Below are 23,050 nucleotides of genomic sequence, written 5' to 3'. Positions count from 1 at the left end.
AGGTATTGAGATTCCTTTTTTATACCACTGCCTTGAGCTGTTAAGTCCTTGTACTTGTGGCAGAGTCAAATGAAAATTTTGAACCTCTGGATACAGTTTTTCTAACCAACCTATGGATGGTGCTTTTGCAACCTCTAACTTATTATCTACTATTTCTAATAAAATTAGGTTCGATAATTTGCGATAGGTATCACGTTATACTTGCTGCTCTTGGTATGTTTTATTAAGTAACTTCTTCCTAAGATGTATATGTAATTCCTTAAGTAAGTTTAAACCGTTACTGTAAAATGATCTTATTAAAACTACTTTGCCCTCTTCTAAGTTGTTCATAGTAGTGACTAGATTAGAATCTGCATTATAAAATGCAGGTCTTTCTGTTACATCTATAGCTTCTGGCTTGTTTAATTGAATATCGTTGATCATTATATAGATTTGATTTATAGAATTTTACATTATGAAATAAACAAAGAAGCTCACATTAAAAAGTAAAAGATTGCTTTGTTATTGAGTCGTATGTATGAAGGTAAAAGTAGTCTATTAAAAACTTGTATAGCCGTTTCTCATAGCTGTAGGACTAGATCATTTGTAATAGTTGGTGCACTATTATTTAAGTACCAAATTTTACCATGTAATAGGCTCCATTCCTTTTGCTTTTAAATATTCATTAGTCTTTGAAAAGTGTCCATTCCCAAACCAATATCCTCGGTTTGCACTTAATGGTGATGGATGACCACTTTCTAATATAAGATGCGCTTTCTTATCAATAAGTTTTGCTTTTCCTTTTGCAAATCCACCCCATAATAGAAACACAACATCTTTACGTTCTTGAGAGATTTTTTTGATAATAGCATCTGTAAATTTTTCCCAGCCCTTTTTTTGGTGACTTCCTGCTTTACTTTCTTCTACGGTAAGTACTGCGTTTAAAAGCAACACACCTTGATCTGCCCAGCGTTCTAAATTACCAGAATCTGGATATGGTTGATTTAAATCTGTGGATATCTCCTTAAAAATATTGATCAAACTCGGTGGATGTTTTACACCATCAGAGACTGAAAAGCAAAGTCCATTACCTTGTCCAGCACCGTGATATGGGTCTTGACCTATTATAACCACTTTTATCTCATCAAAAGAAGTACGATTGAGAGCCGCAAAAATCTTATTCTCTGGAGGATAACAAACCTTTTCTTTATAAGCTTTACTCACAAAACTGGTCAATTCTTCATAATAAGGTTTGCTTAACTCATCTATCAAAACCTGTTTCCAGCCGGACTCCATTTGCGTTTTCATCAATTCTTTTTTTTGTAAAGTTAGAAATACCTGACAAAAAATTACACATAGACTATTGAATAAGTTCCTTTCTAAAGGTATTAAGAATAGAAAAACTAAATAAAAAGCTCTATAAATCAAAACCTAAAAACTCAAACCTAAATCCGTACTTTTGCAAAAACAAAAATATCTCATGCTTATATTAGGAATTGCCGGTGGAACAGGTAGCGGTAAAACTACAGTGGTAGAACAAATGGTTCATGAATACCCTGATCACGAAGTAACCGTAATATCTCAAGATTCTTATTATAAAGATACTAGCGATCTTACTTATGAAGAACGTACGCAAATCAATTTTGATCATCCAGAAAGCATAGACTTTGATCTTTTAGAAAAACACTTACTTGAATTAAAAAAAGGCAATACTATAGACCAACCTGTTTATAGCTTTGTAGAACACAACCGCACTGGTGAGACGGTAAAGACCGAACCTAGTAAAGTAGTTATCGTAGAAGGTATTCTAATTCTTACTATGCCACGCATACGCAAGTTATTTGATATAAAAGTATACATAGACTGTGATAGCGATGAGCGATTAATTAGAAGATTAAAACGTGATATTGCAGACCGTGGTCGTGATCTTAATGAGGTTTTAGAACGTTACCAGACTACGTTAAAACCTATGCATCAACAATTTATAGAAATCACAAAAGCATATGCAGACGTGATTATCCCTACAAACAGATTTAATACCGTAGGTGTTAAGATCTTGCGTACTATTATAGATCAAAAGCTGGGATAATTTCTTAAATTTCCAGTTATGGGATTGAAACAATTAAAGACTAATCCGTGGTGGATATTTTTTAGCAATAAATACACACTCATCACCATCTTTTTTGTCATCTGGATATGTTTTCTAGATGCCAACGCATGGTTGACATCACATAGAGAAATAGACCAACAACTTGCTGAAAAGCAAGAAAATGCCGAGTTCTATAGGAAGGGTATCGCTCGTGACAAAGCAAAAATAGCTTCACTACAAGATAGTTTAGGGTTAGAAAAATATGCTAGAGAACGTTATTTAATGAAGCGTGAACATGAAGAAGTATTTATCATTCAACACGCAGATTCTGTAAAAACTGAAGAAAATGAGTAAAGAACTTTTTAAAGATTTTGATGCTGTTTCTGAAGCACAGTGGAAACAGAAAATCCAGATGGACCTTAAAGGTGCAGACTATAACGACACTCTTATTACCGCAACTAGAGAAGGTATTCATATAAAACCGTTTTATCATAGCGAGAGCGCACCACATATTAATATTACTAATCGTTCTACACAGACTAACGACTGGTACATATCTCAAAAAGTATATGCCGGTAATGCTGTAGCTGCAAATAAAAAAGCACTAGACATTTTAAATCGTGGTGGTGAAGGAATTATATTCATCATCCCTAACGCAAGCATAGATCCTACTCTTTTATTAAGAGACCTACCTAAAGTAGGTTTACAGATTCACACTCATTTTTTTGATCTAGATTATATAAAATCTATTCATCAAATTTCACCACGTGCTTATGTTCACATAGATATTATACATCAACTAGCGAGTGATGGAAACTGGTTTAAGAATAAAAATCACGACTATAAAAACTTAGACACATTTCTCGATAAGTTTGATGGTTATTTCTCAAACATCACAATTAACACTTCTACCTATCAACAGGCTGGTGCTAGCATTACTCAAGAATTGGCTTATTTTACAGCTCATCTTAACGAGTATTTAAATCATTTAAATGAAGGTCGTACGTTATCCGCTTTCGCGAAAGCGGGAAAAAGAATCAACATAGACACGGTTATAGGTAGCAATTACTTTTTTGAGATCGCAAAATATCGTGCCTATCGCATTTTAACCAAAACTTTGGGAGATGTTTACGCAATCGATTTAGGCTGTTATATTACCGCAACACCTAGTCTGCGCAATAAATCCTTAATGGATTATAATGTAAATATGTTGCGCACTACAACAGAGTGTATGAGTGCCATTTTAGGTGGTGCAGACACGCTTTGTAACATTCCGTATGACTCGTTTTTTAATAAAGAAAATGAATTTGGTGACCGTATTGCTCGCAATCAGTTGAGAATTCTAAAAGACGAGGCTTATCTCAATCAAATAGGAAATGCAGCAGACGGTTCTTATTACATAGACACCATTACCAAGCAACTGGTAGAAAAGGCACTTGAAATATTTAAGGATATCGAGAACGCAGGTGGTTTTACACAGTCCCTTTTTGATGGTACTATACAGCGCAAAATCAAAGAAAGTGCACAACAAGAACAAGAAGATTTCAATACAGGAAAACGAGTTCTTATAGGAGCTAATAAACATCCTAATGCAGCATTACCATTGCAAAAAGAATATGAGATTTTACCATTTAGAAAAATAGAACCTCGCAAGACTTTAATACAACCCATTATTACCAAGCGTATTACTGAAGAGCTTGAGAAATCTGAAATAGCAAAGCTGTAATGAGATGTACGGATTCTATATCCATTTATAAGAGTAGAATTAATTCTACCCTTATGATAATAATGTTTGCTATTTTTTTAATCCTCACTTCTTGTTCTGATCTTTTGAATGAAGACACTATTGTTGGAACTTGGGTCGTAGAAGAAGTAACAACACAGGCATGGGATAAAGAACCTGAAAGTATTTGGGTCAATAAAAATAATTTTTCGGTAGTTAACTTTTTTAGAAAGGATGATAAATGGACTTTTACGGAGAATCAAATTCTAAAACACGAAAGTGAGATAGGTATATGGCCCACACCTAGAACATTTAAGTTAGAAAATGACCAATTATATTTCTATGTAAATTTCTTAGGTCAGGAAACTAGTAAAGATCAACCTTTGGCGCAATATACTATTGTTGAAGGAGATGCAAATCAGTTTTCAATCAAACAAAGTAATTCTAAATCAAGTACAAAGACTATTGCCATCCTTAAAAAGATCCAATAATGAAAAGAAAAAATATCTCCAACATAAAACCCAATTACGATTTTCATACAAAGCGATCAGAAACCGCTGTTTATGAAACGTCTGAAGGTATTTCTATAAAAAAAGAGTACACTAAAGAAGATGTTGAAAATCTGGAACATCTCGATTTTATAGCTGGTATAGCACCCAACTTACGTGGTCCCTACTCTACTATGTACGTGCGTCGTCCATGGACGGTAAGACAGTATGCTGGTTTTTCTAGTGCAACAGAGTCTAATGCTTTTTATAAACGTAATCTTGCCGCTGGTCAGAAGGGACTTTCTGTAGCCTTTGACCTAGCAACGCATAGAGGTTATGACAGTGATCACGATCGTGTGGTAGGTGATGTAGGAAAAGCAGGTGTAGCCATAGATAGTGTTGAGGATATGAAAATCCTTTTTGACTCTATTCCATTAGATAAAATGTCTGTTTCTATGACCATGAATGGTGCGGTTTTACCTATTATGGCATTTTACATCGTTGCCGCAATGGAACAAGGTGTGGATCAAAAACTATTGAGTGGTACGATACAGAATGATATTCTTAAAGAATTCATGGTGCGTAATACCTATATCTATCCGCCTACGCCTAGTATGCAAATTATCTCAGATATATTTGAATATACCAGTCAGCACATGCCTAAATTCAACTCGATTTCTATATCTGGTTATCATATGTATGAAGCTGGTGCGACTAGCGATATAGAACTCGCTTACACACTTGCAGATGGTCTAGAATATGTACGCAAAGGACTAGCAGCAGGAATGGATATCGACACCTTTGCGCCTCGCCTATCTTTCTTTTGGGCAATAGGAATGAATCACTTTATGGAAATTGCCAAAATGCGTGCAGCACGTATGCTTTGGGCAAAAATGATCAAACAGTTCAACCCTAAAAACGCCAAATCTCTTGCTTTAAGAACACACTGTCAGACATCTGGCTGGTCACTCACAGAGCAAGATCCGTTTAATAACGTGGCGAGAACTGCTATTGAGGCAAGTGCAGCCGCATTCGGTGGTACACAGAGTTTACATACTAATGCGCTAGACGAGGCTATTGCTTTACCTACAGATTTCTCTGCACGTATTGCTAGAAATACACAGTTATTTTTACAAGAAGAAACTGGTATTACAAAAACCGTAGATCCATGGGCTGGTTCTTATTATGTAGAATCTCTTACAGATCAAATTGCCGATAAGGCTTGGGAACTTATTGAAGAAGTAGAAGAACTGGGCGGTATGACTAAAGCCATCGAGGCCGGAATTCCTAAAATGCGCATAGAAGAAGCCGCTGCAAAGAAACAAGCCCGCATCGACTCTGGAATAGACACCATTGTAGGTGTGAATAAATATCCTAGTCCTGACGAAGATAACATAGACACTCTAGAGGTAGATAATGCCGCAGTACGTATTGAGCAAATCGACAGATTAACTGATATTAAAGCAACTAGAGATACTCAAAAAGTTGAAAAAGCTTTAAAAGCACTGACAGATTGTGCTAGAACTAAAAAAGGTAACCTACTAGAACTTGCTGTCGATGCGGCAAGAGAACGAGCTACACTAGGCGAAATTTCAGATGCTTTAGAAGAGGTTTACGGTCGTTATAGAGCGACTATAAAAAGTGTACAAGGAGTATATAAGAAAGAGATTATGAATGATTCCGCTTTCGCGAAAGCGCAACAACTAGCAGACCAATTTGCAAAAATCGAAGGACGTAGACCTAGAATCATGATCGCAAAAATGGGACAAGACGGACACGATCGAGGTGCCAAAGTAGTCGCTACTGGGTATGCAGACGTAGGTTTTGACGTAGATATAGGTCCATTATTTCAAACACCTGCCGAAGCTGCCAAACAAGCCGTAGAAAACGATGTGCATGTTTTAGGAGTTTCATCACTAGCTGCAGGTCACAAAACACTTGTGCCGCAGGTTATGGAAGAACTTAAAAAATACGACCGTGAGGACATCATGATCGTGGTAGGTGGCGTTATACCACGCAAGGATTATCAGTTTCTATTTGACTCAGGAGTTGCTGCAGTCTTCGGTCCTGGAACTAAAATTAGCGAGGCTGCCATCGATATTTTAGGATTGTTATTACCGGAAGAATAGTTCAATTAGAACATTTAGTTAAGATTTTAAAATCACTAATTATTAAATAACTGAAAAGCCAAGTATTCTGCTTAGCTTTTTGCATTCTTATAAGTCAGTTTAATAAATTCTAGATATTAAATAGTAGCTTTAAACAATATTTGTTTAAAAACTGCTTTATAAAAGTAACCAACCTTTATATCTTGAAACCTAGCCTCGCTTCTGCCCTATTTATTTTCTTAATAGCTAACATTTGCTTCTCACAAAACCTAGTCCTAAACGGTAGTTTTGAAGAAACGGTAACCTGCGCAAATGATCTTGAAAAATTTAATAAAAATGTAAAATTTTGGAACGTTCCTACGAGTGGTTCAAGTGATCTTTTTAATGACTGTGCCGACTTCAAAGACGTGCAAGCATCAGATAATTATCAAGGAAATCAATTACCGTTTAATGGAAGCAACTACGCAGGTTGCTACTTTTATGGTATAGACGATTATAGAGAATATATTCAAGGTGAGCTATCAGAACCCTTAGTTGTAGGGTCTACCTATAAGATTTCCTTTCAAGTATCTCTTGCTGACAATTCTGACATGGCGTTAAAAGACTTACAAATATTATTTTCAGATTCTAAAATTAAATCGTGGGGAACGTTCCATATAAGTAGAAAACGAATACGCAATAAAAAAACTAAACTATTCAAAATAGAACTTTCTAATGGCGATTATCTCAACGACAAAGAGAACTGGATAGAACTCTCAGAAGAATTTACTGCAACAGAGGCTGCTAGCCATCTAACCATAGGTAATTTTAGGTCAAATAAACAAACTGATATCAAGAAGCAACGATTTATTCCTAAAATCAGAAAAGCCTATTATTATATAGATCAGGTTCAATTAATAAGAATGGATCAACCGATAGAAATTGAAAAGCCGAAGACTGTAATTAAAGAAATACCGTTAGAAGAATCTACATTTAAACTCAATTCAATTTACACCTTAAAATCAGTTCTTTTTGATTTTGATAAAGCAACATTGATTGAGAAAACTACTCAAGAACTAGATGAGCTAGTAACATATTTAAAATCATATTCTGATTTAAAAGTAACTATAAATGGTCATACCGACTATTTAGGAAGCGCTGCCTATAATCAAAAACTGTCAGAAGACAGAGCAAAAAGCGTTGCAGACTACCTTATTAATAAAGGAGTATCAAAAGACAGAATCAACTACAGAGGCTATGGAGAATCACAACTCATCGATCCTAATGAGCCAGAAGATGCACAAGCAAAAAATAGACGTGTGGAGTTTATATTGAGTAATTAATTATTCCTTCTTCTCTCACGGCGCAATCTTCTTGCTTCTCTTTTCTTTAAAAAATAAAGTTTTCTTCTCTCTGATATACTTAAATCATCACGATCTCTTTTTTGCAAATCAATAAGTTCTTGATTATCGGCATCTTTAAGAGGTACATTTCTATAATCTCTAACGTTAAAACGAATACCTAAAGCTAGATTTATAAATTTACCTTTATCAAAAGTATCTCCTAACGCAGGTGCACTTTTTATGTTATAGGAAATAGATTCATAACTTGGGCTTAAATACAATGATGTAGCACTAAATAAGTTATATTCTATACTAGTCGTTATTCTAAATACATTGCCGGTATCTTTAAATTTACCACCACCTTGCTCTGTGCTTTGTCTATTCTTATTTTGACTGTATCCATAACCTAGATCTGCAGTGATATTCCAGTCGTCATTTAATTGATAATCATAACCTAGGAATAGATAAGCATTAAACTTAGTAGCTCTATTAAACTCTCCTATTGCATCTGTATCTTTTACACTAAAAAAATCTTGAGTCAGTGCGCCTCCAGCATAAATGTTTTTATAAATATCATATTGCATTCTTATTCCGTAGCCTGTACCGTTAGATAGACCGTTACCTACAAAGTTATCGCCACTAGGTAAAGCGCGCTGCAAATAAAAATCTACTGCAAATACACGATCTGGCAGACTATTTATAGCCTTTATTTCATCTTCTTGACCACTTACATAGCTACTACATAAAGCGATGACAGCAACTATCGTTATATTAATAATTGATCTCATAGCGCTCTGTAGGATTGTTAATAGTAAATTGTTCATTCACTTCATTTCCAGAGGCATCTCTGTAATTTACATCCAAAACAGATGGATAAAATGCTCTAAATTCAAATAAACCATCATCTGTTGTTTGATTTACTACATCCATAATCTCGTCTTCTAACTCACAATTTTCATCTCTTACAAATGAGTTATTCTCGTACAATTCATCACAATAAATCGCAAAGTAATTAACGGTTACCTCATAAACACTCGTCGTACCAGATGTATTGATAAACTCTAATTCCACATCTGCAATATCTGTCATAGTAATTAATGGAATATCTAGAGTAAGATCTTGATTAAAACTATCACTTGCTACAGCTAGTATTTTACTAGAATCATCAACTCCTTTTATATGAACATAATATCTATAGGCAGTATCAAATAACATGGTAAAAGAAACTTCTCCATTCTCATCTGTTGTTCCTTTACCTAGTAAAAAATCTCTGTCAGGCGCTGAAGTTTTTACTAGATTCTCTCCATCAATTAAAAAGAAATCATAAGACCTATAAGTCGTGACTTCTACCGAAGCGTTTACCAGAGGTAACCCATCAGAATCAACTATTCTTGTTTTAAAAAATGCTCGTGTATCGTCGTCTAGTCTGGCCTCACAAGAAACTAGAATAATAGGTAACAGTAGAAGGTATAACTTCTTCATCTAGGTTGGTTTTTACATAGATGTAGAAATCTTCAAAAGGTTGCTTATAATTTGAAAAGAAAATACTACTATTTTGTAATCACGTCTGCACCTAAAAATTTATCATCTTTATTATAATACCATTTACGCACTTTAGGCATGTGTATTCCATTAATTAAATAACTATCAGACAACAATATATACTCTCCAGATTCTGGAAGTACGAATCCATTTTTATCTGTTCTAAAAAATTGATACACTTCCATTTTATAACTGGTTGGGTCAAAGTAAAAATACCACACATCACCACCTGTACCAGGTAGATAAGTAACTTTTAAAACCAAATATTCTTTCCCCTTAAAGACTTTTTTCTCGATATCATTTGCAACTATAGAACCTTCATCCTTTAATTTCATCGGTAAACCGTAGAGATACGTATAGTAATTCTTCATAAAAGTAGCGCGTTGCACATCTTCTTCTGTACTTACCATGACAGTTTTAGGAGATCTTAAATCCTTTTTATTTACCGAGGCATTTTCTTTATCTACCGTGTAGACAGTCATTACACTATCACGAGAAGCAGCTACACTAAATTTTTGTGCAGGCAAGTCTATTATAATATCACTCACACGAGCAGGTTTATCTGGAGTAGACATAGTAACCTGTAAATTTCCTTTAAAACTATTCCAATTGCCATTAGGGTCATGAACTTTGATTGCTCTATCCAGTAGTTGATGTCCTGTCATTTCTTGTGCAAAACCATTAAAAAAAGCACCTATAAATAAAAGTAAGAAAAGATATTTCATAGCTATAAATTTTAAGCTAATATAGCTAATAACCAATTGCTCTATACATCCCTAAAAACAAAAAACTCCCAAAAGCGATGGCTCTTGAGAGTTTTAAAAATTGTATTTATAGTTTTAAATAGAAATTAGTCTTTATGCATAAACGCCTGCTTACCTAGCAATTCTTCTTTAGTCTCTACCACGTCATCATCTGGCACACAACAGTCTACAGGACATACCGCAGCACATTGAGGCTCTTCATGAAAACCAACACACTCCGTACATTTATCTGGGACTATATAATAAAACTCGTCACTAACTGGTTCTTGCGTCTCATTAGAATCCACTTCTTTACCGTTGGGTAAAACAACATTTCCATCTAAATCTGTACCGTCAGCATAGCGCCAGTCATCTGCTGCTTCATAAATTGCCGTGTTAGGACACTCAGGTTCACACGCTCCACAATTAATACATTCGTCTGTTATGATGATTGCCATAGCTTTTCTTTACTTTTGTGCAAAAATAGTGCCTTGTGAACACATTGTCAATAAATACCACGTTAAATGATCGTATTTCCGCTTTCGCGAAAGCGGGATCTCAACTATCTTCTTACCTAAAAGGTACACTAGAGTCTCTCACAGACTCAGGTGCGAGCTGGCAAGACATCATAAAACAAAGACTGGAACTAGCAGAACGTAAGAACTCTTGGTTTACAGAAGACACCTTACATTTTTCTGTACAACAATGGGCAGATGCTTTAACTGTGGAGAACCTAACTAACTGGACAAAAGCGTATCAACTAGATAATGTAAATGCTAAAAATATAGCACTTATTACGGCTGGTAACTTACCTCTAGTAGGTTTTCACGATGTTTTATGTGTCATTATTTCAGGCCATCATGCGATGATTAAAAACTCTAGTAATGATGACGTACTCACTCCTTTACTACTAGAAATCGCTACTTCTTTCTGCTCTGAATTAACGGAATCATATTCCTATGCAAATGGTAAATTAGAGAATTATGATGCGGTAATCGCTACTGGAAGTAACAATACGGCTCGATACTTTGAGCATTATTTTGGTAAAAAGCCCAATATTATACGTAAAAACAGAAATAGTGTTGCCGTTTTAACAGGAAATGAAACACTAGAACAAATGGAGGCGTTGAGTAAAGATGTGTTTCTTTACTTTGGTTTGGGTTGTAGAAGTGTCAGCCATTTAAAAGTACCAAAAGGATATAATTTTGATCTGTTTTTTAATGGCATGTTCGTTAGAAAAGAACTTATTAAAAATGAAAAATACTTAAATAACTACGACTATAACAAAGCCGTTTATTTAATGAGTGAGTTTGATTTATTAGATAACGAGTTTTTATTAATCAAAGAAGAAAATGACAGCTACTCCTCTCCTATTGCTAGTTTAGGCTATAGTTATTATGATAATTTAGATAGCCTAGCGACAGAATTTCAAGAAAATGCAGATAAGTTGCAATGTGTTGTAGCATCTGGACAAGCAGCTAGCACTGTAAGCAGTGTATTAGGAGAAATGACCACGCCGCAAATAGTAGAATTCGGCACTACACAAACACCTGGATTACAAGACTATGCAGACGGTGTGGATACGATTCAATTTTTGTTGACATTATCTTAAAAACCTTATCGATTATATAACATAATTTGGCGTTCTATTTTGCATTTTTGTAATTCATTCAAAAGATGACACACAATGCTTAAGCACAATTTTAGCGCAGGACCATGCATACTGCCACAAGAAGTTTTTAAAAAAGCAGCGGCAGCTGTTCTTAATTTCAACGATTTAAGTATCCTAGAAATTTCCCACCGTAGTAAAGATTTTGTTGCGGTCATGGAAAAAGCTCAATCCCTAGCGCTGGAACACTTAGGTTTAACTGGCAAAGGTTATAAAGCATTATTCTTAGGTGGTGGAGCAAGCATGCAGTTTTTAATGGTTGCTTATAACCTTTTAGAGAAAAAAGCAGCTTACTTAAACACAGGTACTTGGGCAGATAAGGCTATTAAAGAAGCAAAAATGTTTGGTGAGGTTGTAGAAGTAGCTTCTTCAAAAGCAGATAATTATAACCATATTCCTAAAGGCTATGTAATCTCAGAAGATGTGGATTACTTTCACTTTCAGACCAACAACACTATTTTTGGTACACAAATGCAATACACTCCAGACGTGTCTGTACCATTAATTTGTGATATGAGTAGTGATATTTTTTCAAGACAACGTGATTTTGAAAAATACGATTTGATTTATGCAGGTGCTCAAAAAAATATGGGTCCAGCAGGAACTACTTTAATCGTTGTAAAAGAAGATATTTTAGGTAAAGTCTCTAGACAAATCCCTTCTATGCTGGACTATAGAACTCATATCTCAAAAGATTCTATGTTCAATACACCTCCTGTATTTCCTATCTATGTAAGCATGCTTACACTAGAATGGTTAAAAGAAAACGGTGGTATAGATGCTATAGAAAAATTAAACAATCAGAAGGCGGCATTAATCTATAATGAAATAGATCGCAATCCATTGTTCAATGGTTTTGTCACAGAGAAGGAAGACAGGTCTGCAATGAATGCCACTTTTGTTTTAAATGATAGTGCACATACTGCAGCATTTGATGCCATGTGGAAAGAAGCTGGAATCAATGGATTAAATGGTCACAGATCTGTAGGTGGATATCGTGCAAGTATGTATAACGCATTAACTCTAGAGAGTGTACAAACTCTAGTAGAAGTGATGAAAAATTTAGAAAAGAACGCTTAATTAATTGCAACTTTAATTTCAATGGTTTCATTAATAATATTCAAATAATGAAACAGAAATAAAATTTAAAAAAATGAAAATACTAGCAAACGACGGTGTCTCACAAAGCGGAATTGATAAATTAACCGCAGCTGGTCACGAGGTAATTACTACTAATGTCGCACAAGGACAATTAGAAGCATATATTAACAAAAATGAAATAGCAGTACTTTTAGTAAGATCTGCAACAACGGCACGTAAAGAGTTAATTGATAACTGCCCAAGTCTTAAGATTATAGGACGTGGTGGTGTCGGTATGGATAACATAGATGTTGCTTATGCTCGTGAAAAAGGACTTAAGGTGATTAACACGCCTGCGGCAAGTAGCGCCAGTGTGGCCGAGTTGGTTTTTGGTCACTTATATGGTGGTGTTCGTTTTCTTTATGATGCAAACCGTAACATGCCACTAGAAGGAGAAACCAATTTCAAAGGTCTTAAAAAGACGTATGCAAAAGGATCTGAACTACGAGGTAAAACTCTAGGTATTATAGGTATAGGTCGCATAGGACAAGAGGTTGCTAAAATAGCAGCTGGTGTAGGTATGAAAGTAGTTGCTCATGATAGCTTTGCAGACAAGGCTCCTACCATATCTTGGGATCTTTTTGATGGACAGACAGTACAGGTAGAAATTCCTCTTGTAGAAAAAGATGAACTTCTTAAAACTGCAGACTTTGTTACTATTCACGTTCCTGCTCAAAAGGATTATGTGATAGGAACAGAAGAATTAGCACAAATGAAAAAAGGAGCCGCTATAGTAAACGCAGCTCGTGGTGGTGTTCTAGACGAAGTTGCTCTAGTAAATGCATTAGAGTCAGAACATATTTCTTTTGCCGCACTAGATGTTTTTGAAAAAGAACCACAGCCAGAGGTTGTACTTCTTATGAATTCTAAATTATCTCTTAGTCCGCACATAGGTGCTGCGACTAACGAGGCACAAGACCGCATAGGAACGGAGCTGGCTGATCAGATTATTGAAATACTGGGATAACAAATCTTAGATAAATCATACTTTTTGAAACCGCAATCTAATCGATTGCGGTTTTTTATTGATCAAAAAGTTAAATCTTAAAATACTCAGTAGAGTCTATTATATCTGACTCTTATATGACTATCATGCCCTAATAATGTTCAGATAAGCATATTAAAAATAAACTAAGAAGATTAATAAAGTAAGAAAATCAACATGTCTTTGCGTGATTTTGATCGTGCTGTCCTTAGAAATCCACAAATGGTAAGAACTATAAGTACGCATTATACCGATTAATTAAGGTTATTGGTCGGTAATAATTGCGCTTTCGCGAAAGCGAAACTAAAATCTAACCCATTTTAATAGTACCAATAAAATTATGTAAATTGTGCTATAATTAAAATATACAATAACTTATGTCATCAATACTAGACTTACTACAATCTGATACCGGAAAAACGTTAATTCAAGGACTTTCTCAAAAAACAGGAAATTCAGCAGACCAAACTTCTGGTCTATTATCTCAGGCTATGCCTCTTATTTTAGGAGCTATGCAACGTAATGCTGCTACTCCTGAAGGTGCAGAATCTCTTAACAATGCATTAAACGACCCACGTCATAGTGGGGGTGGTGTTATGGATATGTTAGGTGGTATTTTTGGTGACGGTGCAGGTAGTCCTGAGCAATTAGAATCTGACGGTGCTGGAATATTAAATCACGTTTTAGGTTCTAAACAAACTCAAGTGGAAAGTGCTTTATCACAAACTAGTGGTATGGACATGGGATCTGTAAGTCAGATTATTAAAATGGCTGCTCCTGTAGTTATGGGTGTACTTGCAAAACAAAATCAATCTCAAGCAACTCCTTCTGGATCTAATGGAATAGGTGATCTTATAGGTTCTGTTCTAGGTGGTCAGTCTGGTGCTGCTGCAGGAGATCAAAGCTTTATTGAAAAAATTCTAGATGCAGACGGTGATGGTAGCATTATCGATGACGTTGCTGGAATGGTTCTAGGTGGTGATAAAAAACAAAGTGGTGGTATAGGTGGTATTTTAGGCGGTTTATTCAAATAAGAATCACAATACCTTATTAATATAAAAGCGATCACTCCTTTAGTGATCGCTTTTTTTGTACATTTAATTTTACACACAATTTTCACTCATCCAGTTACCGTGTTAACTCATTCTAACTATTAAAAAGTGAATATGAACCCTACTTTTATCCTATGAAAACATTTATATACAGCATTTTTATGATAGTAGCTATCGTAGGATGCAGCTCTATGGACACAGGAATGGATAAAAAAACAGTTTCTAATAATCAGGTTAAAAATGATACCATACATATAGTAAACGATAGTCTAGAATATGAGATTATAATTATAGAACCTGGATTTAATTCTTGGTTAGGCACACAACCACCTAGAGGGTACTACTCACAGTCTACCATGGAAATAAGTAATGGATTTAAGGTTACAACTTATAATATTAGATCTAGAAACCCTATAAAATATGGAAATCATCTTTACCCATTTGCCATAGATTATAATCGCAGGACTGATTATGGCTATGAGGTAAATTATTTACTCTATAACTACTTCCTTTTCTTTGAACAAAAATATAATCAGAAGTTGAAGTAACTTATTTTTGCAATATGCAAAAACTAAAAAAGAATTGGGAAATTACCCAAAACTGGCAATTCATATTCATCCTTTTAGGAATAATAGGTTTACTAGCATGTGGCTATTTTATTGCAGTACGCATACTACCTACCACATTTGAAGACATTACCTATGAGTATGGCTTTACACTATTGGTTACTTTAATTCTAGCTTATATATTTTATAAAATAACGATGTGGTTGTTTTCAAAATTAAGAACCAGATGGGAAGTGACTTACAGATGGGAATTAATAGCGCTATTCATAGTATTTGCCATTACAGGTTCCTTATCTGCTCGCATTTCAGGACCATTTATGGAGTATATAGGTTTGAGCAGAGATTCTATGTCTGGATGGCTATTCTGGCCGTTGCGTGTACTTATACTCTTCCCTATCTATCAAGTTTTATTAGTAGCGATGGGATGGTTATTTGGACAGTTTGCATTCTTTTGGAAATTTGAAAAGAAGATGTTATCTAGATTTGGTATTAAATTATAAAAGTAAAAGTATTATTATTTGATTTCTGCTTACGCAAAAGTGGAACAAACCCAATAAAATATTCTTAAAGGCAATCATAATCGTACCTTTGTAGCCTTAAACTAGTCTAGAAATAAAAGAAATGGATAACAACGATATATTAAGAAGATTGAGATTTACTCTAAACTTGAGTGATGACGCTATGATAGATATATATGCCAAAGGTGGTGAACCTGTTTCTAGAGCAGAAATAAGCAACTGGCTTAAAAAGGAAGAAGACGAGGACTTTGATGTAGTCGTAGATGAAAATCTAGCTGTATTTCTTAATGGACTTATCGTTAATCACAGAGGTAAAAAAGATGGCAAAATTCCTGTTGCTGAGACAGAATTAGACAACACTATTATCCTACGTAAACTTAAAATTGCCTTTAACTTCACATCTAAAGAATTACTTTACATCTGGAAAAAGGCAGACGTAGTGATAAGTGAAACAGAATTGAGTGCCTTCTTTAGAAAAAGAACACACCCTAAGTTCAAATATTTAAACGACCAGTATTTACGTAAATTCTTAAAAGGTTTCCAGATACAGCGTAAAAACCAACGCCATAAAGAAATGTTGAGAAGTTTACCGCCTAAGAAATAAGTTTATCATTGTTTCTAAATCATTTCTATGACCAAAGAACAGCTTCTTAAACTATATGCCGATTTCTCTGATCGAGAATTGATTAACATTCTTACCAGAGATAAAGAAAAGTATACTCAGGTTGCGTGGAATGCTGCACAGAGTACTCTAGAAAAACGATCCCTAGATGAAAATCAATGGAACGAAATAAAAGAATATGACCATGCTGCTAAACACAAATCTGTTGATGAGAAAAGCTCTCTCCTAGACGAACTCTATGCAGACGAGCAAGCTAGACTGAGAGAAGAATCTACTTTTGAACAACAGAAAAAGCACAGTTTAGAAACCTCAAGAAAACAACTTCATTTAAATGATGAAGATTTACTTAATCAATTTACATCCATAATTGATATATTCTTAAAAAACAAAGAAGACCATCATAATACAGATCAGTTTTCTAAAGAAGAGTTTCTAGGTCTGTTTGCAGGAATTCATGATCGTAATCTACAAATTCCTCATTCTTATAAAGTTAAAGTTATAGAAGTATTAGACTCGATTCTTAAAAAAATGAAGTCAAAGAGAAATATAATGATCTTATTAGGTTTGCTATTAGCTTTCATCGGTATATCTACTACTCTAGCTACTAACATCTCATTAATATTTTACGGTGCGATTATAGTAGGTTGTGGTATGATAGTAAAAGCGATTGCTAACTATAGCATGGGTAGAGATTCTATTAAAAAATTAAAGCTCTATACAGAAAAGTAATTCTGCATAGAGCTTTGATTTATAGAGTAGTTATTACACTACTTCTTCTTACCGTAAATTTTATTTTCTCTATACCTAGCAATAGCCGCTAGAACTAAAATTACTGATAGCGATATCAATGCAAATTTGTAAGAAATAATTTGATCTCCACTCGCATAACTGTGTAATCCTGATAAGTAAAAGTTTACACCAAAATAAGTCATCAATACACTAGCAAATGCTAGAACAGACCATAAACTAAAAGTCCATCTACTCTTTAAACCTGGAACAAGTCTTAAGTGTAATACAAATGCATAGATAAATATAGTTATCAATGCCCAAGTTTCTTTAGGGTCCCAGCCCCAGTAACGTCCCCAAGATTCATTTGCCCACATACCACCTAAGAAGTTACCTATGGTAAGCATTATGAGTCCTACGGTAAGAGCCACTTCATTAATGTATGTAAGTTCCTTGATATTAAGATCCATAATCTTCTTATTCTTCTCTGTAGAGAATATCATAAGAATCATAGTTACTAGACCTAAAATCATTCCTAGTGCAAATGGTCCATAACTACCCACGATTATAGATACATGAATCATTAACCAATAAGAATCTAGAACAGGCTGTAAATTACCTATGGATGGGTCTAACCAGTTTAACTGTGCTACCCATAGAATTATAGCCACTACAAATGCCGTACTAGCTATAGTCATATGACTTTTTCTACCGAACATGAGTCCAAAGGACATCGTTGCCCAAGCCACATAAATTAACGATTCATAAGCATCTGACCATGGAGCATGACCACTTAAGTACCATCTTGTGATTAACGCAGCTGTATGTACTAAGAATAATCCAAAAATGACCCATTTATGAAACTGAATGGTCCATCTTATCTCTCTCATCGGTTTAATGATCTCTACTATTAGAAGTATCAACATCATCACACCGAACCATGCATACCATTTATACAAACTCTTAAAAACATTGAATTTGTTGTAAAGGATCTCTGCTTCGATCTTATCCTCGGTTGGAATTATGTCTGCACCATAAACTTTTTGAAACTCCATTAAACTGTTGAGAGCTGCATTTGCATTAACATAATTTCCATCTGCATTTCCTCTTATTAATAGAGTACTATATGCACCAAGAAAATCTCTTACAAAACGTTTCTGCTCATCATTAAAACCTGCTTCTTCTGCATCTACAGAAGCATACCACTTATTATTTTCTGCCTGATATTTAGGAAATATTTTAAAAATAGAACCTGTTAAGACTTGGTCTAGTAACCCTACAGCATAATTAATATCTATAAAACCTTGATGTATGCTCGACTTTACGTCTGCTGCATTTGCTTCGTCTAGATAAGGGCTTATTTTATAACTTCCTATAGTATTATCTTCTCTTCTTATAAAGTCCATACCACGAGCATAACCGGTACTTTTATCCACGCCTATAATGGTCTTTAAAGAATCATTTTTATAATTCAATTTAATCAACGGTACGTCAAACCATAGATCTCTAAATTGTATCATACTTATCATCGTTTGCTCTGGTGTTAACCTCACAACGCTGTCCCCTACTTTAGCTTCATAAAAATCTCTCTTTGAAATCTTACGTAATATCTCACTAGATAAGGTAGACATAGGCTTCATACGACCATTATCCTGCACGACTATTCTACCGAAACGTTCTGCTTGTGCAAGTGGTACCATATTAGCAACGATAATACTATCTGCTAGTTTCAAAGGTATAGGCGGTAATTTAGTTTCTGCCAGATCTATTTCAGGTTCCGTGGTATCAACAACAGCATCGTCCTGATTTGTACTTACACCTTCTCTACTATCTATAGCTGTAGAATGCTCTCCTGCAGCATGATTATGTCCGGTATGATCTTCTTCCTGTACTTGCGCACCAGCTATGCTGATAGAAAATAACATAGCAATCATTGCCAGTTGTTTTGCCTTACGTTTTTTAACACGGTTAATTAATCTTCTCAACTCTCCAAATCTAGTATTAGGATCAAAAAGCAATGCCATAAGACCTAAATAAAGTAAAAAGTAACCTATATAAGTAATCGTTTTACCCCAGAAATCATGATTAACAGATAAATGAGTACCTAACTCATCTGGATCAAAACCTGCTTGAAAAAATCGATAACCTTCTTTATCTAATACGTGATTCATATAAATGCGCTCTGGTGTTTTTCCCATAGAATCTATAACAGTAACTTCACTAGCAAATGCAGAATATGATTTTTCTGTACCTGGTTGTTTACTAGCAATAAAATCATTTAATTGAATACCAAAAGGGATTTCTCTTTCAATAGAGCCATATTTAAGATATAACTTAAGACCATTAATATCTATATCTACATAATCAGATATAATTCCTTTTCCACCTAGTAATTCTATTTTTTGTGATTCTTCACCACTAGTTACTGTAGCGAGAATACCATGCGCCTTTGCCTTAGTAGGTTCAGGGCTTTTAATTATTCCTACCTCACCTTGTGTTACAGGCTCAGGAATTACAAATTGCATTCCTGCGAGGCTATAAAGAGATCTTAATTTTAATTCTTGTATAGAATCTCCGAAAACCTCTCCTTCCAGTTGGTCTGCCATACGCAAGTAATCTCCACCATAAGGCGTCTGTATCGTATAACCGTTCCAGTTTTCTGTGATATTAATAAGTCCTTTTTGAGCAGCCACCTCAGGATCTATATTCACACCAAAGAGTACGTTGTGAATACTGGCCTCTTCTCCATCCTTAATTAAATGATCATGTCGAGTTCCTTCACCTGCTTCTACGATCTTTAAATAACGATCGCTATTCTCATCTCCAGGTTTCAAACCCTCTACAGCATCATAAATCATGCTGTCTATGGTTACTTTTATATTCTTATCGTAAAAATCAAAATCTCTAGAAGTCTTGTAATCATATTGTGAGACTAATAATCCTTCTTTCACACTACGTTGCATAGGATTACCTTTATCATCTTCGCCTTGGATTATCGCACTGAAATAGGTCTCATCACTTAGAAAACTGTTGGAAGTTTGTCCTTCACGTATCAACATCATTCCCTCAAAAGAAATGTAACGTGTTATTCCTGCTCCGATAATTATAAGAACCCACGATAAGTGTAAAGTAAGCGTCGCCCACTTTTTCCACTGTAATAAATCATAACGTTTTATATTACCTATAAAGTTGATCATCAACCAGAACATGATTAATGAAAACCACCATTCATTGTACACCCAAAGCTTAGACGTAGGTGTATCATAAGAGTTTTCTATAAACGTTCCCGCCGCCATACTTGCTGCAAATGCGAGCAGCAAAAATGTCATTGTACGAGTACCAAAAAGTAAGGCAATTAATCTATCTTTCATAGGACTTTTTTACAGGCTGCAAAGATACTTCACAAAAGCCGCAACACCATGTATTGTGAGTCGCTTTGAAGTACGTATTTTTACATTATGATTAAGATTATTATTATAGGAACCGGTAATGTAGGAATGCACTTATGTCATGCCTTTGAAAAAGCTGCTTTAACAGATAAAATTTCTCTTACAGGATATTATAACAGAGGGCAAAAAAAACTATCAGATATCAACGCTCCTCTGTTTTCTCAAATAGAAAATTTGCCCGCTTGCGATCTTATTATACTCGCAGTACCTGATGACTCTATAGAAGCAACGGCAAATCAATTACCTACCTCACAAGCTATTATCGTACATACCAGCGGTAGTGTTTCTATTACAGCATTAGAAAAACATGAACATCACGGCGTTTTTTATCTACCACAAAGCTTTAGTAAGATCAGAAAACCTAACTTTGGCGACATTACTTTATGTTTAGAATCTAACAGTGAGGCTGTAAATGATGTGTTAGAGCAGGTGGCTGTTACGCTTTCGCGAAAGCGAGAACAAATCAATTCTAATCAACGTAAAAAGCTCCATCTAGCGGCTGTTTACATGAACAACTTTGTAAATCACTGTTATACCAAGGCTGACGAAATAATGCAAGATGCAGACATGGACACTCAATTGCTCAATGCATTAATGCAAGAGACACTAGCAAAAGCTATTGATTTATCTCCTCAAAAGGCACAAACCGGACCGGCGATGAGAAACGACATAAAAACTATAGAAAAGCACCTAGAAATGCTTGAAAATGAAGATCGAGATATGTACCGATCTATTACTAACTCCATACAAAAAACACATGGCAACTAGCTATAAAGAATTATTACACGATATCACCACTTTTATTCTAGACGTAGACGGCGTTCTTACAGATGGTCGCATGCTTATTTCTGAATCTGGAGAACTTTTACGTACCATGAACGCAAGAGATGGTTATGCGATGAAAACTGCTCTTAATAATGGTTACAACGTATGTATTATTACAGGCGGTAGAAATGAAGGTGTTAAATCGAGACTAGTAGGTCTGGGTATTACAGACGTTTTTCTAAATGCTAGTGATAAGATGGTGCAACTACATGAATATGTTACAAAACATAATTTAAAACCAGAGAACATAGTCTACATGGGTGATGACATGCCGGACGTTCCAGCACTAGAATTTGCTGGTGTAGGATGCTGTCCACAAGACGCAATTCCTGAAGTAAAAGCAGTAAGTCAGTACATATCTCATAAAAATGGTGGCGATAGTTGTGTACGCGACATTATAGAACAAGTCATGAAAGTACAAGGCAAATGGAACGTACAAGATGGCAAAAGCGTTAAGTCTACTTAATTAAACTGGACTTTAAAAGATCAAATTCAAATATACAAGTTGACATCGTGATTATGCCGTAAATCGCAATCGCTTCGTTTTACTTTAATAGCTTTATAATTTTCCTTCTTTTAAAAATGACTATTTTCCTTAAAATTATACGCTGGCCCAACGTATTGATGACTGTCATAACACAATTAGTCATAATATACGGCATGCTCATACCATCTAATGTTGTACCTGCATTAAACTGGTGGCAATTGCTTTTATTAATATGTGCTACTGCTCTACTTACCGCTAGTGGCAATGTGATTAATGATATTCATGACGTAGAAATAGACAGAGTCAATAAACCAGAAAAGTTACTAGTAACAAAAAGCATCTCAGAAAAGAGCGCCTATAATTTGTACTTTGCTCTTACCATTGCTGCGGTTATTTGTGGTTTTGTATTATCTAACAGTTTAGGTAAACCTGTACTATCTAGTATATTTATAGGAATCGCTTTTGTACTCCATCTCTATGCGAGCTCACTTAAATCTATGTTACTAGTCGGCAACGTAGTGATCTCTATATTAGTTGCATTAGTTCTATTAATCACAGGAGTTTTTGAAATGTTTCCTGTCATCACTCCAGAGACACAAGTTGCTTTTAGATTTATCATGGCACGTTTATTAGAATTTGCTTTAATGGCATTTTTAATCAATCTAGTTAGAGAATGGGTTAAGGATTGTGAAGATGTAAATGGAGACAAAGCTGGCGGCAGATACACCCTAGCCATCGCTCTAGGTAGAACACGTGCAGCGAGGTTTACCTCTATTTTTATTATAGCTATTCTAGTACTATTAGGCTGGTACGTTTATGAATACATTTACTTAAATGAAATCGCTACTTATTATTTTATATTCTTAATTATGGGACCATTAATGTATGTCATGATAAAATTATGGACAGCAGCGTCTCAAAAAGAATTCCACATACTTTCTACTATACTCAAGGTCGTTTTACTTCTAGGTGTTCTATCAATAGGTATTTTTAGAATCAATTATTATTTTAATTAAC

The 23,050-nt window shown here is 35.0% G+C and carries 24 protein-coding genes; 17 read left to right on the top strand and 7 right to left on the bottom strand.

Annotated elements, in window-relative coordinates; genetic code table 11:
* Nucleotides 1-195 precede the first annotated feature (195 nt).
* Nucleotides 196-423, bottom strand: coding sequence for a hypothetical protein (locus ABJF08_RS00225; protein ID WP_348114041.1), 228 nt, complete (start codon nt 421-423; stop codon nt 196-198).
* Between the two features lie 198 nt (nt 424-621).
* Nucleotides 622-1,287, bottom strand: coding sequence for a uracil-DNA glycosylase (gene ung, locus ABJF08_RS00220; RefSeq protein WP_348114040.1), 666 nt, complete (start codon nt 1,285-1,287; stop codon nt 622-624).
* 172 nt (nt 1,288-1,459) lie between these two features.
* Between ung and udk the strand changes: the two genes are divergently transcribed.
* From udk to ABJF08_RS00190, 6 genes are all read left to right on the top strand, one after another.
* The gene (gene udk / locus ABJF08_RS00215) at nt 1,460-2,068 is read left to right on the top strand and encodes a uridine kinase (protein WP_348114039.1); all 609 of its coding nucleotides are present in this window, start codon (nt 1,460-1,462) and stop codon (nt 2,066-2,068) included.
* Between the two features lie 18 nt (nt 2,069-2,086).
* On the top strand, nt 2,087-2,422 hold the full coding sequence (locus ABJF08_RS00210) for a septum formation initiator family protein (protein ID WP_348114038.1): 336 nt from the start codon (nt 2,087-2,089) through the stop codon (nt 2,420-2,422).
* Nucleotides 2,415-3,794, top strand: a complete 1,380-nt coding sequence (locus ABJF08_RS00205; protein WP_348114037.1) for a methylmalonyl-CoA mutase subunit beta — start codon at nt 2,415-2,417, stop codon at nt 3,792-3,794. The genes ABJF08_RS00210 and ABJF08_RS00205 overlap by 8 nt, the downstream gene beginning before the upstream one ends.
* 53 nt (nt 3,795-3,847) lie before the next feature.
* Nucleotides 3,848-4,282 carry a hypothetical protein gene (locus ABJF08_RS00200; RefSeq protein WP_348114036.1) on the top strand — a complete coding sequence of 145 codons (435 nt, stop codon included), beginning with the start codon at nt 3,848-3,850 and terminating at the stop codon, nt 4,280-4,282.
* Nucleotides 4,282-6,408, top strand: coding sequence for a methylmalonyl-CoA mutase (gene scpA / locus ABJF08_RS00195; protein WP_348114035.1), 2,127 nt, complete (start codon nt 4,282-4,284; stop codon nt 6,406-6,408). Before ABJF08_RS00200 ends, scpA begins: the two co-directional genes overlap by 1 nt.
* A gap of 182 nt (nt 6,409-6,590) precedes the next feature.
* Complete coding sequence (locus ABJF08_RS00190) at nt 6,591-7,709, top strand: OmpA family protein (RefSeq protein ID WP_348114034.1); 1,119 nt, start codon at nt 6,591-6,593, stop codon at nt 7,707-7,709.
* Here the strand turns inward: ABJF08_RS00190 and ABJF08_RS00185 are convergent.
* The 4 genes from ABJF08_RS00185 to ABJF08_RS00170 all read right to left on the bottom strand — a co-directional run bounded on the left by ABJF08_RS00185 (nt 7,706) and on the right by ABJF08_RS00170 (nt 10,452).
* Nucleotides 7,706-8,497, bottom strand: coding sequence for an outer membrane beta-barrel protein (locus tag ABJF08_RS00185; RefSeq protein WP_348114033.1), 792 nt, complete (start codon nt 8,495-8,497; stop codon nt 7,706-7,708). The two genes, ABJF08_RS00190 and ABJF08_RS00185, sit on opposite strands and share 4 nt — an antisense overlap.
* The gene (locus ABJF08_RS00180; protein WP_348114032.1) at nt 8,481-9,191 is read right to left on the bottom strand and encodes a hypothetical protein; all 711 of its coding nucleotides are present in this window, start codon (nt 9,189-9,191) and stop codon (nt 8,481-8,483) included. Before ABJF08_RS00180 ends, ABJF08_RS00185 begins: the two co-directional genes overlap by 17 nt.
* 68 nt (nt 9,192-9,259) lie before the next feature.
* Complete coding sequence (locus ABJF08_RS00175; RefSeq protein ID WP_348114031.1) at nt 9,260-9,976, bottom strand: DUF6503 family protein; 717 nt, start codon at nt 9,974-9,976, stop codon at nt 9,260-9,262.
* A gap of 125 nt (nt 9,977-10,101) precedes the next feature.
* Complete coding sequence (locus tag ABJF08_RS00170) at nt 10,102-10,452, bottom strand: 4Fe-4S dicluster domain-containing protein (protein WP_348114030.1); 351 nt, start codon at nt 10,450-10,452, stop codon at nt 10,102-10,104.
* A 35-nt stretch (nt 10,453-10,487) separates the two neighbouring features.
* Here ABJF08_RS00170 and ABJF08_RS00165 point away from each other — a divergent pair, with 35 nt between their 5' ends.
* The 8 genes from ABJF08_RS00165 (at nt 10,488) to ABJF08_RS00130 (ending at nt 17,275) form a co-directional block, all read left to right on the top strand.
* Nucleotides 10,488-11,606, top strand: coding sequence for an acyl-CoA reductase (locus ABJF08_RS00165; RefSeq protein WP_348114029.1), 1,119 nt, complete (start codon nt 10,488-10,490; stop codon nt 11,604-11,606).
* Nucleotides 11,607-11,681: 75 nt separating this feature from the next.
* Entirely contained in the window at nt 11,682-12,743 is a 1,062-nt protein-coding gene (gene serC, locus ABJF08_RS00160) for a 3-phosphoserine/phosphohydroxythreonine transaminase (protein ID WP_348114028.1), read from the top strand.
* Nucleotides 12,744-12,816: 73 nt separating this feature from the next.
* Complete coding sequence (locus ABJF08_RS00155; RefSeq protein ID WP_348114027.1) at nt 12,817-13,770, top strand: NAD(P)-dependent oxidoreductase; 954 nt, start codon at nt 12,817-12,819, stop codon at nt 13,768-13,770.
* Nucleotides 13,771-14,165: 395 nt separating this feature from the next.
* A complete protein-coding gene (locus tag ABJF08_RS00150; protein ID WP_348114026.1) occupies nt 14,166-14,822 on the top strand; it encodes a DUF937 domain-containing protein in 657 nt (218 codons plus the stop codon).
* Nucleotides 14,823-14,974: 152 nt separating this feature from the next.
* Nucleotides 14,975-15,388, top strand: a complete 414-nt coding sequence (locus ABJF08_RS00145) for a DUF6146 family protein (protein WP_348114025.1) — start codon at nt 14,975-14,977, stop codon at nt 15,386-15,388.
* Between the two features lie 14 nt (nt 15,389-15,402).
* Nucleotides 15,403-15,906 (top strand): DUF6787 family protein, encoded by a 504-nt coding sequence (locus ABJF08_RS00140; protein WP_348114024.1) that lies wholly within the window; start codon nt 15,403-15,405, stop codon nt 15,904-15,906.
* Nucleotides 15,907-16,027: 121 nt separating this feature from the next.
* Entirely contained in the window at nt 16,028-16,528 is a 501-nt protein-coding gene (locus ABJF08_RS00135; protein WP_348114023.1) for a DUF1456 family protein, read from the top strand.
* Nucleotides 16,529-16,555: 27 nt separating this feature from the next.
* Nucleotides 16,556-17,275 (top strand): hypothetical protein, encoded by a 720-nt coding sequence (locus ABJF08_RS00130; protein ID WP_348114022.1) that lies wholly within the window; start codon nt 16,556-16,558, stop codon nt 17,273-17,275.
* 38 nt (nt 17,276-17,313) lie between these two features.
* Here the strand turns inward: ABJF08_RS00130 and ccsA are convergent, their stop codons facing one another.
* Nucleotides 17,314-20,643, bottom strand: coding sequence for a cytochrome c biogenesis protein CcsA (ccsA, locus tag ABJF08_RS00125; RefSeq protein ID WP_348114021.1), 3,330 nt, complete (start codon nt 20,641-20,643; stop codon nt 17,314-17,316).
* Nucleotides 20,644-20,730: 87 nt separating this feature from the next.
* Here ccsA and ABJF08_RS00120 point away from each other — a divergent pair, with 87 nt between their 5' ends.
* The 3 genes from ABJF08_RS00120 (at nt 20,731) to ABJF08_RS00110 (ending at nt 23,049) form a co-directional block, all read left to right on the top strand.
* Complete coding sequence (locus ABJF08_RS00120) at nt 20,731-21,489, top strand: DUF2520 domain-containing protein (protein ID WP_348114020.1); 759 nt, start codon at nt 20,731-20,733, stop codon at nt 21,487-21,489.
* On the top strand, nt 21,479-22,012 hold the full coding sequence (locus ABJF08_RS00115; protein ID WP_348114019.1) for an HAD hydrolase family protein: 534 nt from the start codon (nt 21,479-21,481) through the stop codon (nt 22,010-22,012). Before ABJF08_RS00120 ends, ABJF08_RS00115 begins: the two co-directional genes overlap by 11 nt.
* A 116-nt stretch (nt 22,013-22,128) precedes the next feature.
* Nucleotides 22,129-23,049, top strand: a complete 921-nt coding sequence (locus tag ABJF08_RS00110) for a geranylgeranylglycerol-phosphate geranylgeranyltransferase (RefSeq protein ID WP_348114018.1) — start codon at nt 22,129-22,131, stop codon at nt 23,047-23,049.
* Nucleotide 23,050: the final 1 nt, after the last annotated feature.

Source organism: Nonlabens sp. (genome assembly GCF_039941875.1).
Classification (GTDB): domain Bacteria; phylum Bacteroidota; class Bacteroidia; order Flavobacteriales; family Flavobacteriaceae; genus Nonlabens.
This window is presented reverse-complemented; position numbering and strand designations above follow the sequence as displayed.

What these genes read in the sequence shown, in the direction of transcription:
- ABJF08_RS00225 (WP_348114041.1), bottom strand. Translation starts at nt 423, where the DNA reads ATGATCAACGATATTCAATTAAACAAGCCAGAAGCTATAGATGTAACA.
- ung (WP_348114040.1), bottom strand. Translation starts at nt 1,287, where the DNA reads ATGAAAACGCAAATGGAGTCCGGCTGGAAACAGGTTTTGATAGATGAG.
- udk (WP_348114039.1), top strand. Translation starts at nt 1,460, where the DNA reads ATGCTTATATTAGGAATTGCCGGTGGAACAGGTAGCGGTAAAACTACA.
- ABJF08_RS00210 (WP_348114038.1), top strand. Translation starts at nt 2,087, where the DNA reads ATGGGATTGAAACAATTAAAGACTAATCCGTGGTGGATATTTTTTAGC.
- ABJF08_RS00205 (WP_348114037.1), top strand. Translation starts at nt 2,415, where the DNA reads ATGAGTAAAGAACTTTTTAAAGATTTTGATGCTGTTTCTGAAGCACAG.
- ABJF08_RS00200 (WP_348114036.1), top strand. Translation starts at nt 3,848, where the DNA reads ATGATAATAATGTTTGCTATTTTTTTAATCCTCACTTCTTGTTCTGAT.
- scpA (WP_348114035.1), top strand. Translation starts at nt 4,282, where the DNA reads ATGAAAAGAAAAAATATCTCCAACATAAAACCCAATTACGATTTTCAT.
- ABJF08_RS00185 (WP_348114033.1), bottom strand. Translation starts at nt 8,497, where the DNA reads ATGAGATCAATTATTAATATAACGATAGTTGCTGTCATCGCTTTATGT.
- ABJF08_RS00180 (WP_348114032.1), bottom strand. Translation starts at nt 9,191, where the DNA reads ATGAAGAAGTTATACCTTCTACTGTTACCTATTATTCTAGTTTCTTGT.
- ABJF08_RS00175 (WP_348114031.1), bottom strand. Translation starts at nt 9,976, where the DNA reads ATGAAATATCTTTTCTTACTTTTATTTATAGGTGCTTTTTTTAATGGT.
- ABJF08_RS00170 (WP_348114030.1), bottom strand. Translation starts at nt 10,452, where the DNA reads ATGGCAATCATCATAACAGACGAATGTATTAATTGTGGAGCGTGTGAA.
- serC (WP_348114028.1), top strand. Translation starts at nt 11,682, where the DNA reads ATGCTTAAGCACAATTTTAGCGCAGGACCATGCATACTGCCACAAGAA.
- ABJF08_RS00155 (WP_348114027.1), top strand. Translation starts at nt 12,817, where the DNA reads ATGAAAATACTAGCAAACGACGGTGTCTCACAAAGCGGAATTGATAAA.
- ABJF08_RS00150 (WP_348114026.1), top strand. Translation starts at nt 14,166, where the DNA reads ATGTCATCAATACTAGACTTACTACAATCTGATACCGGAAAAACGTTA.
- ABJF08_RS00145 (WP_348114025.1), top strand. Translation starts at nt 14,975, where the DNA reads ATGAAAACATTTATATACAGCATTTTTATGATAGTAGCTATCGTAGGA.
- ABJF08_RS00140 (WP_348114024.1), top strand. Translation starts at nt 15,403, where the DNA reads ATGCAAAAACTAAAAAAGAATTGGGAAATTACCCAAAACTGGCAATTC.
- ABJF08_RS00135 (WP_348114023.1), top strand. Translation starts at nt 16,028, where the DNA reads ATGGATAACAACGATATATTAAGAAGATTGAGATTTACTCTAAACTTG.
- ABJF08_RS00130 (WP_348114022.1), top strand. Translation starts at nt 16,556, where the DNA reads ATGACCAAAGAACAGCTTCTTAAACTATATGCCGATTTCTCTGATCGA.
- ccsA (WP_348114021.1), bottom strand. Translation starts at nt 20,643, where the DNA reads ATGAAAGATAGATTAATTGCCTTACTTTTTGGTACTCGTACAATGACA.
- ABJF08_RS00120 (WP_348114020.1), top strand. Translation starts at nt 20,731, where the DNA reads ATGATTAAGATTATTATTATAGGAACCGGTAATGTAGGAATGCACTTA.
- ABJF08_RS00115 (WP_348114019.1), top strand. Translation starts at nt 21,479, where the DNA reads ATGGCAACTAGCTATAAAGAATTATTACACGATATCACCACTTTTATT.
- ABJF08_RS00110 (WP_348114018.1), top strand. Translation starts at nt 22,129, where the DNA reads ATGACTATTTTCCTTAAAATTATACGCTGGCCCAACGTATTGATGACT.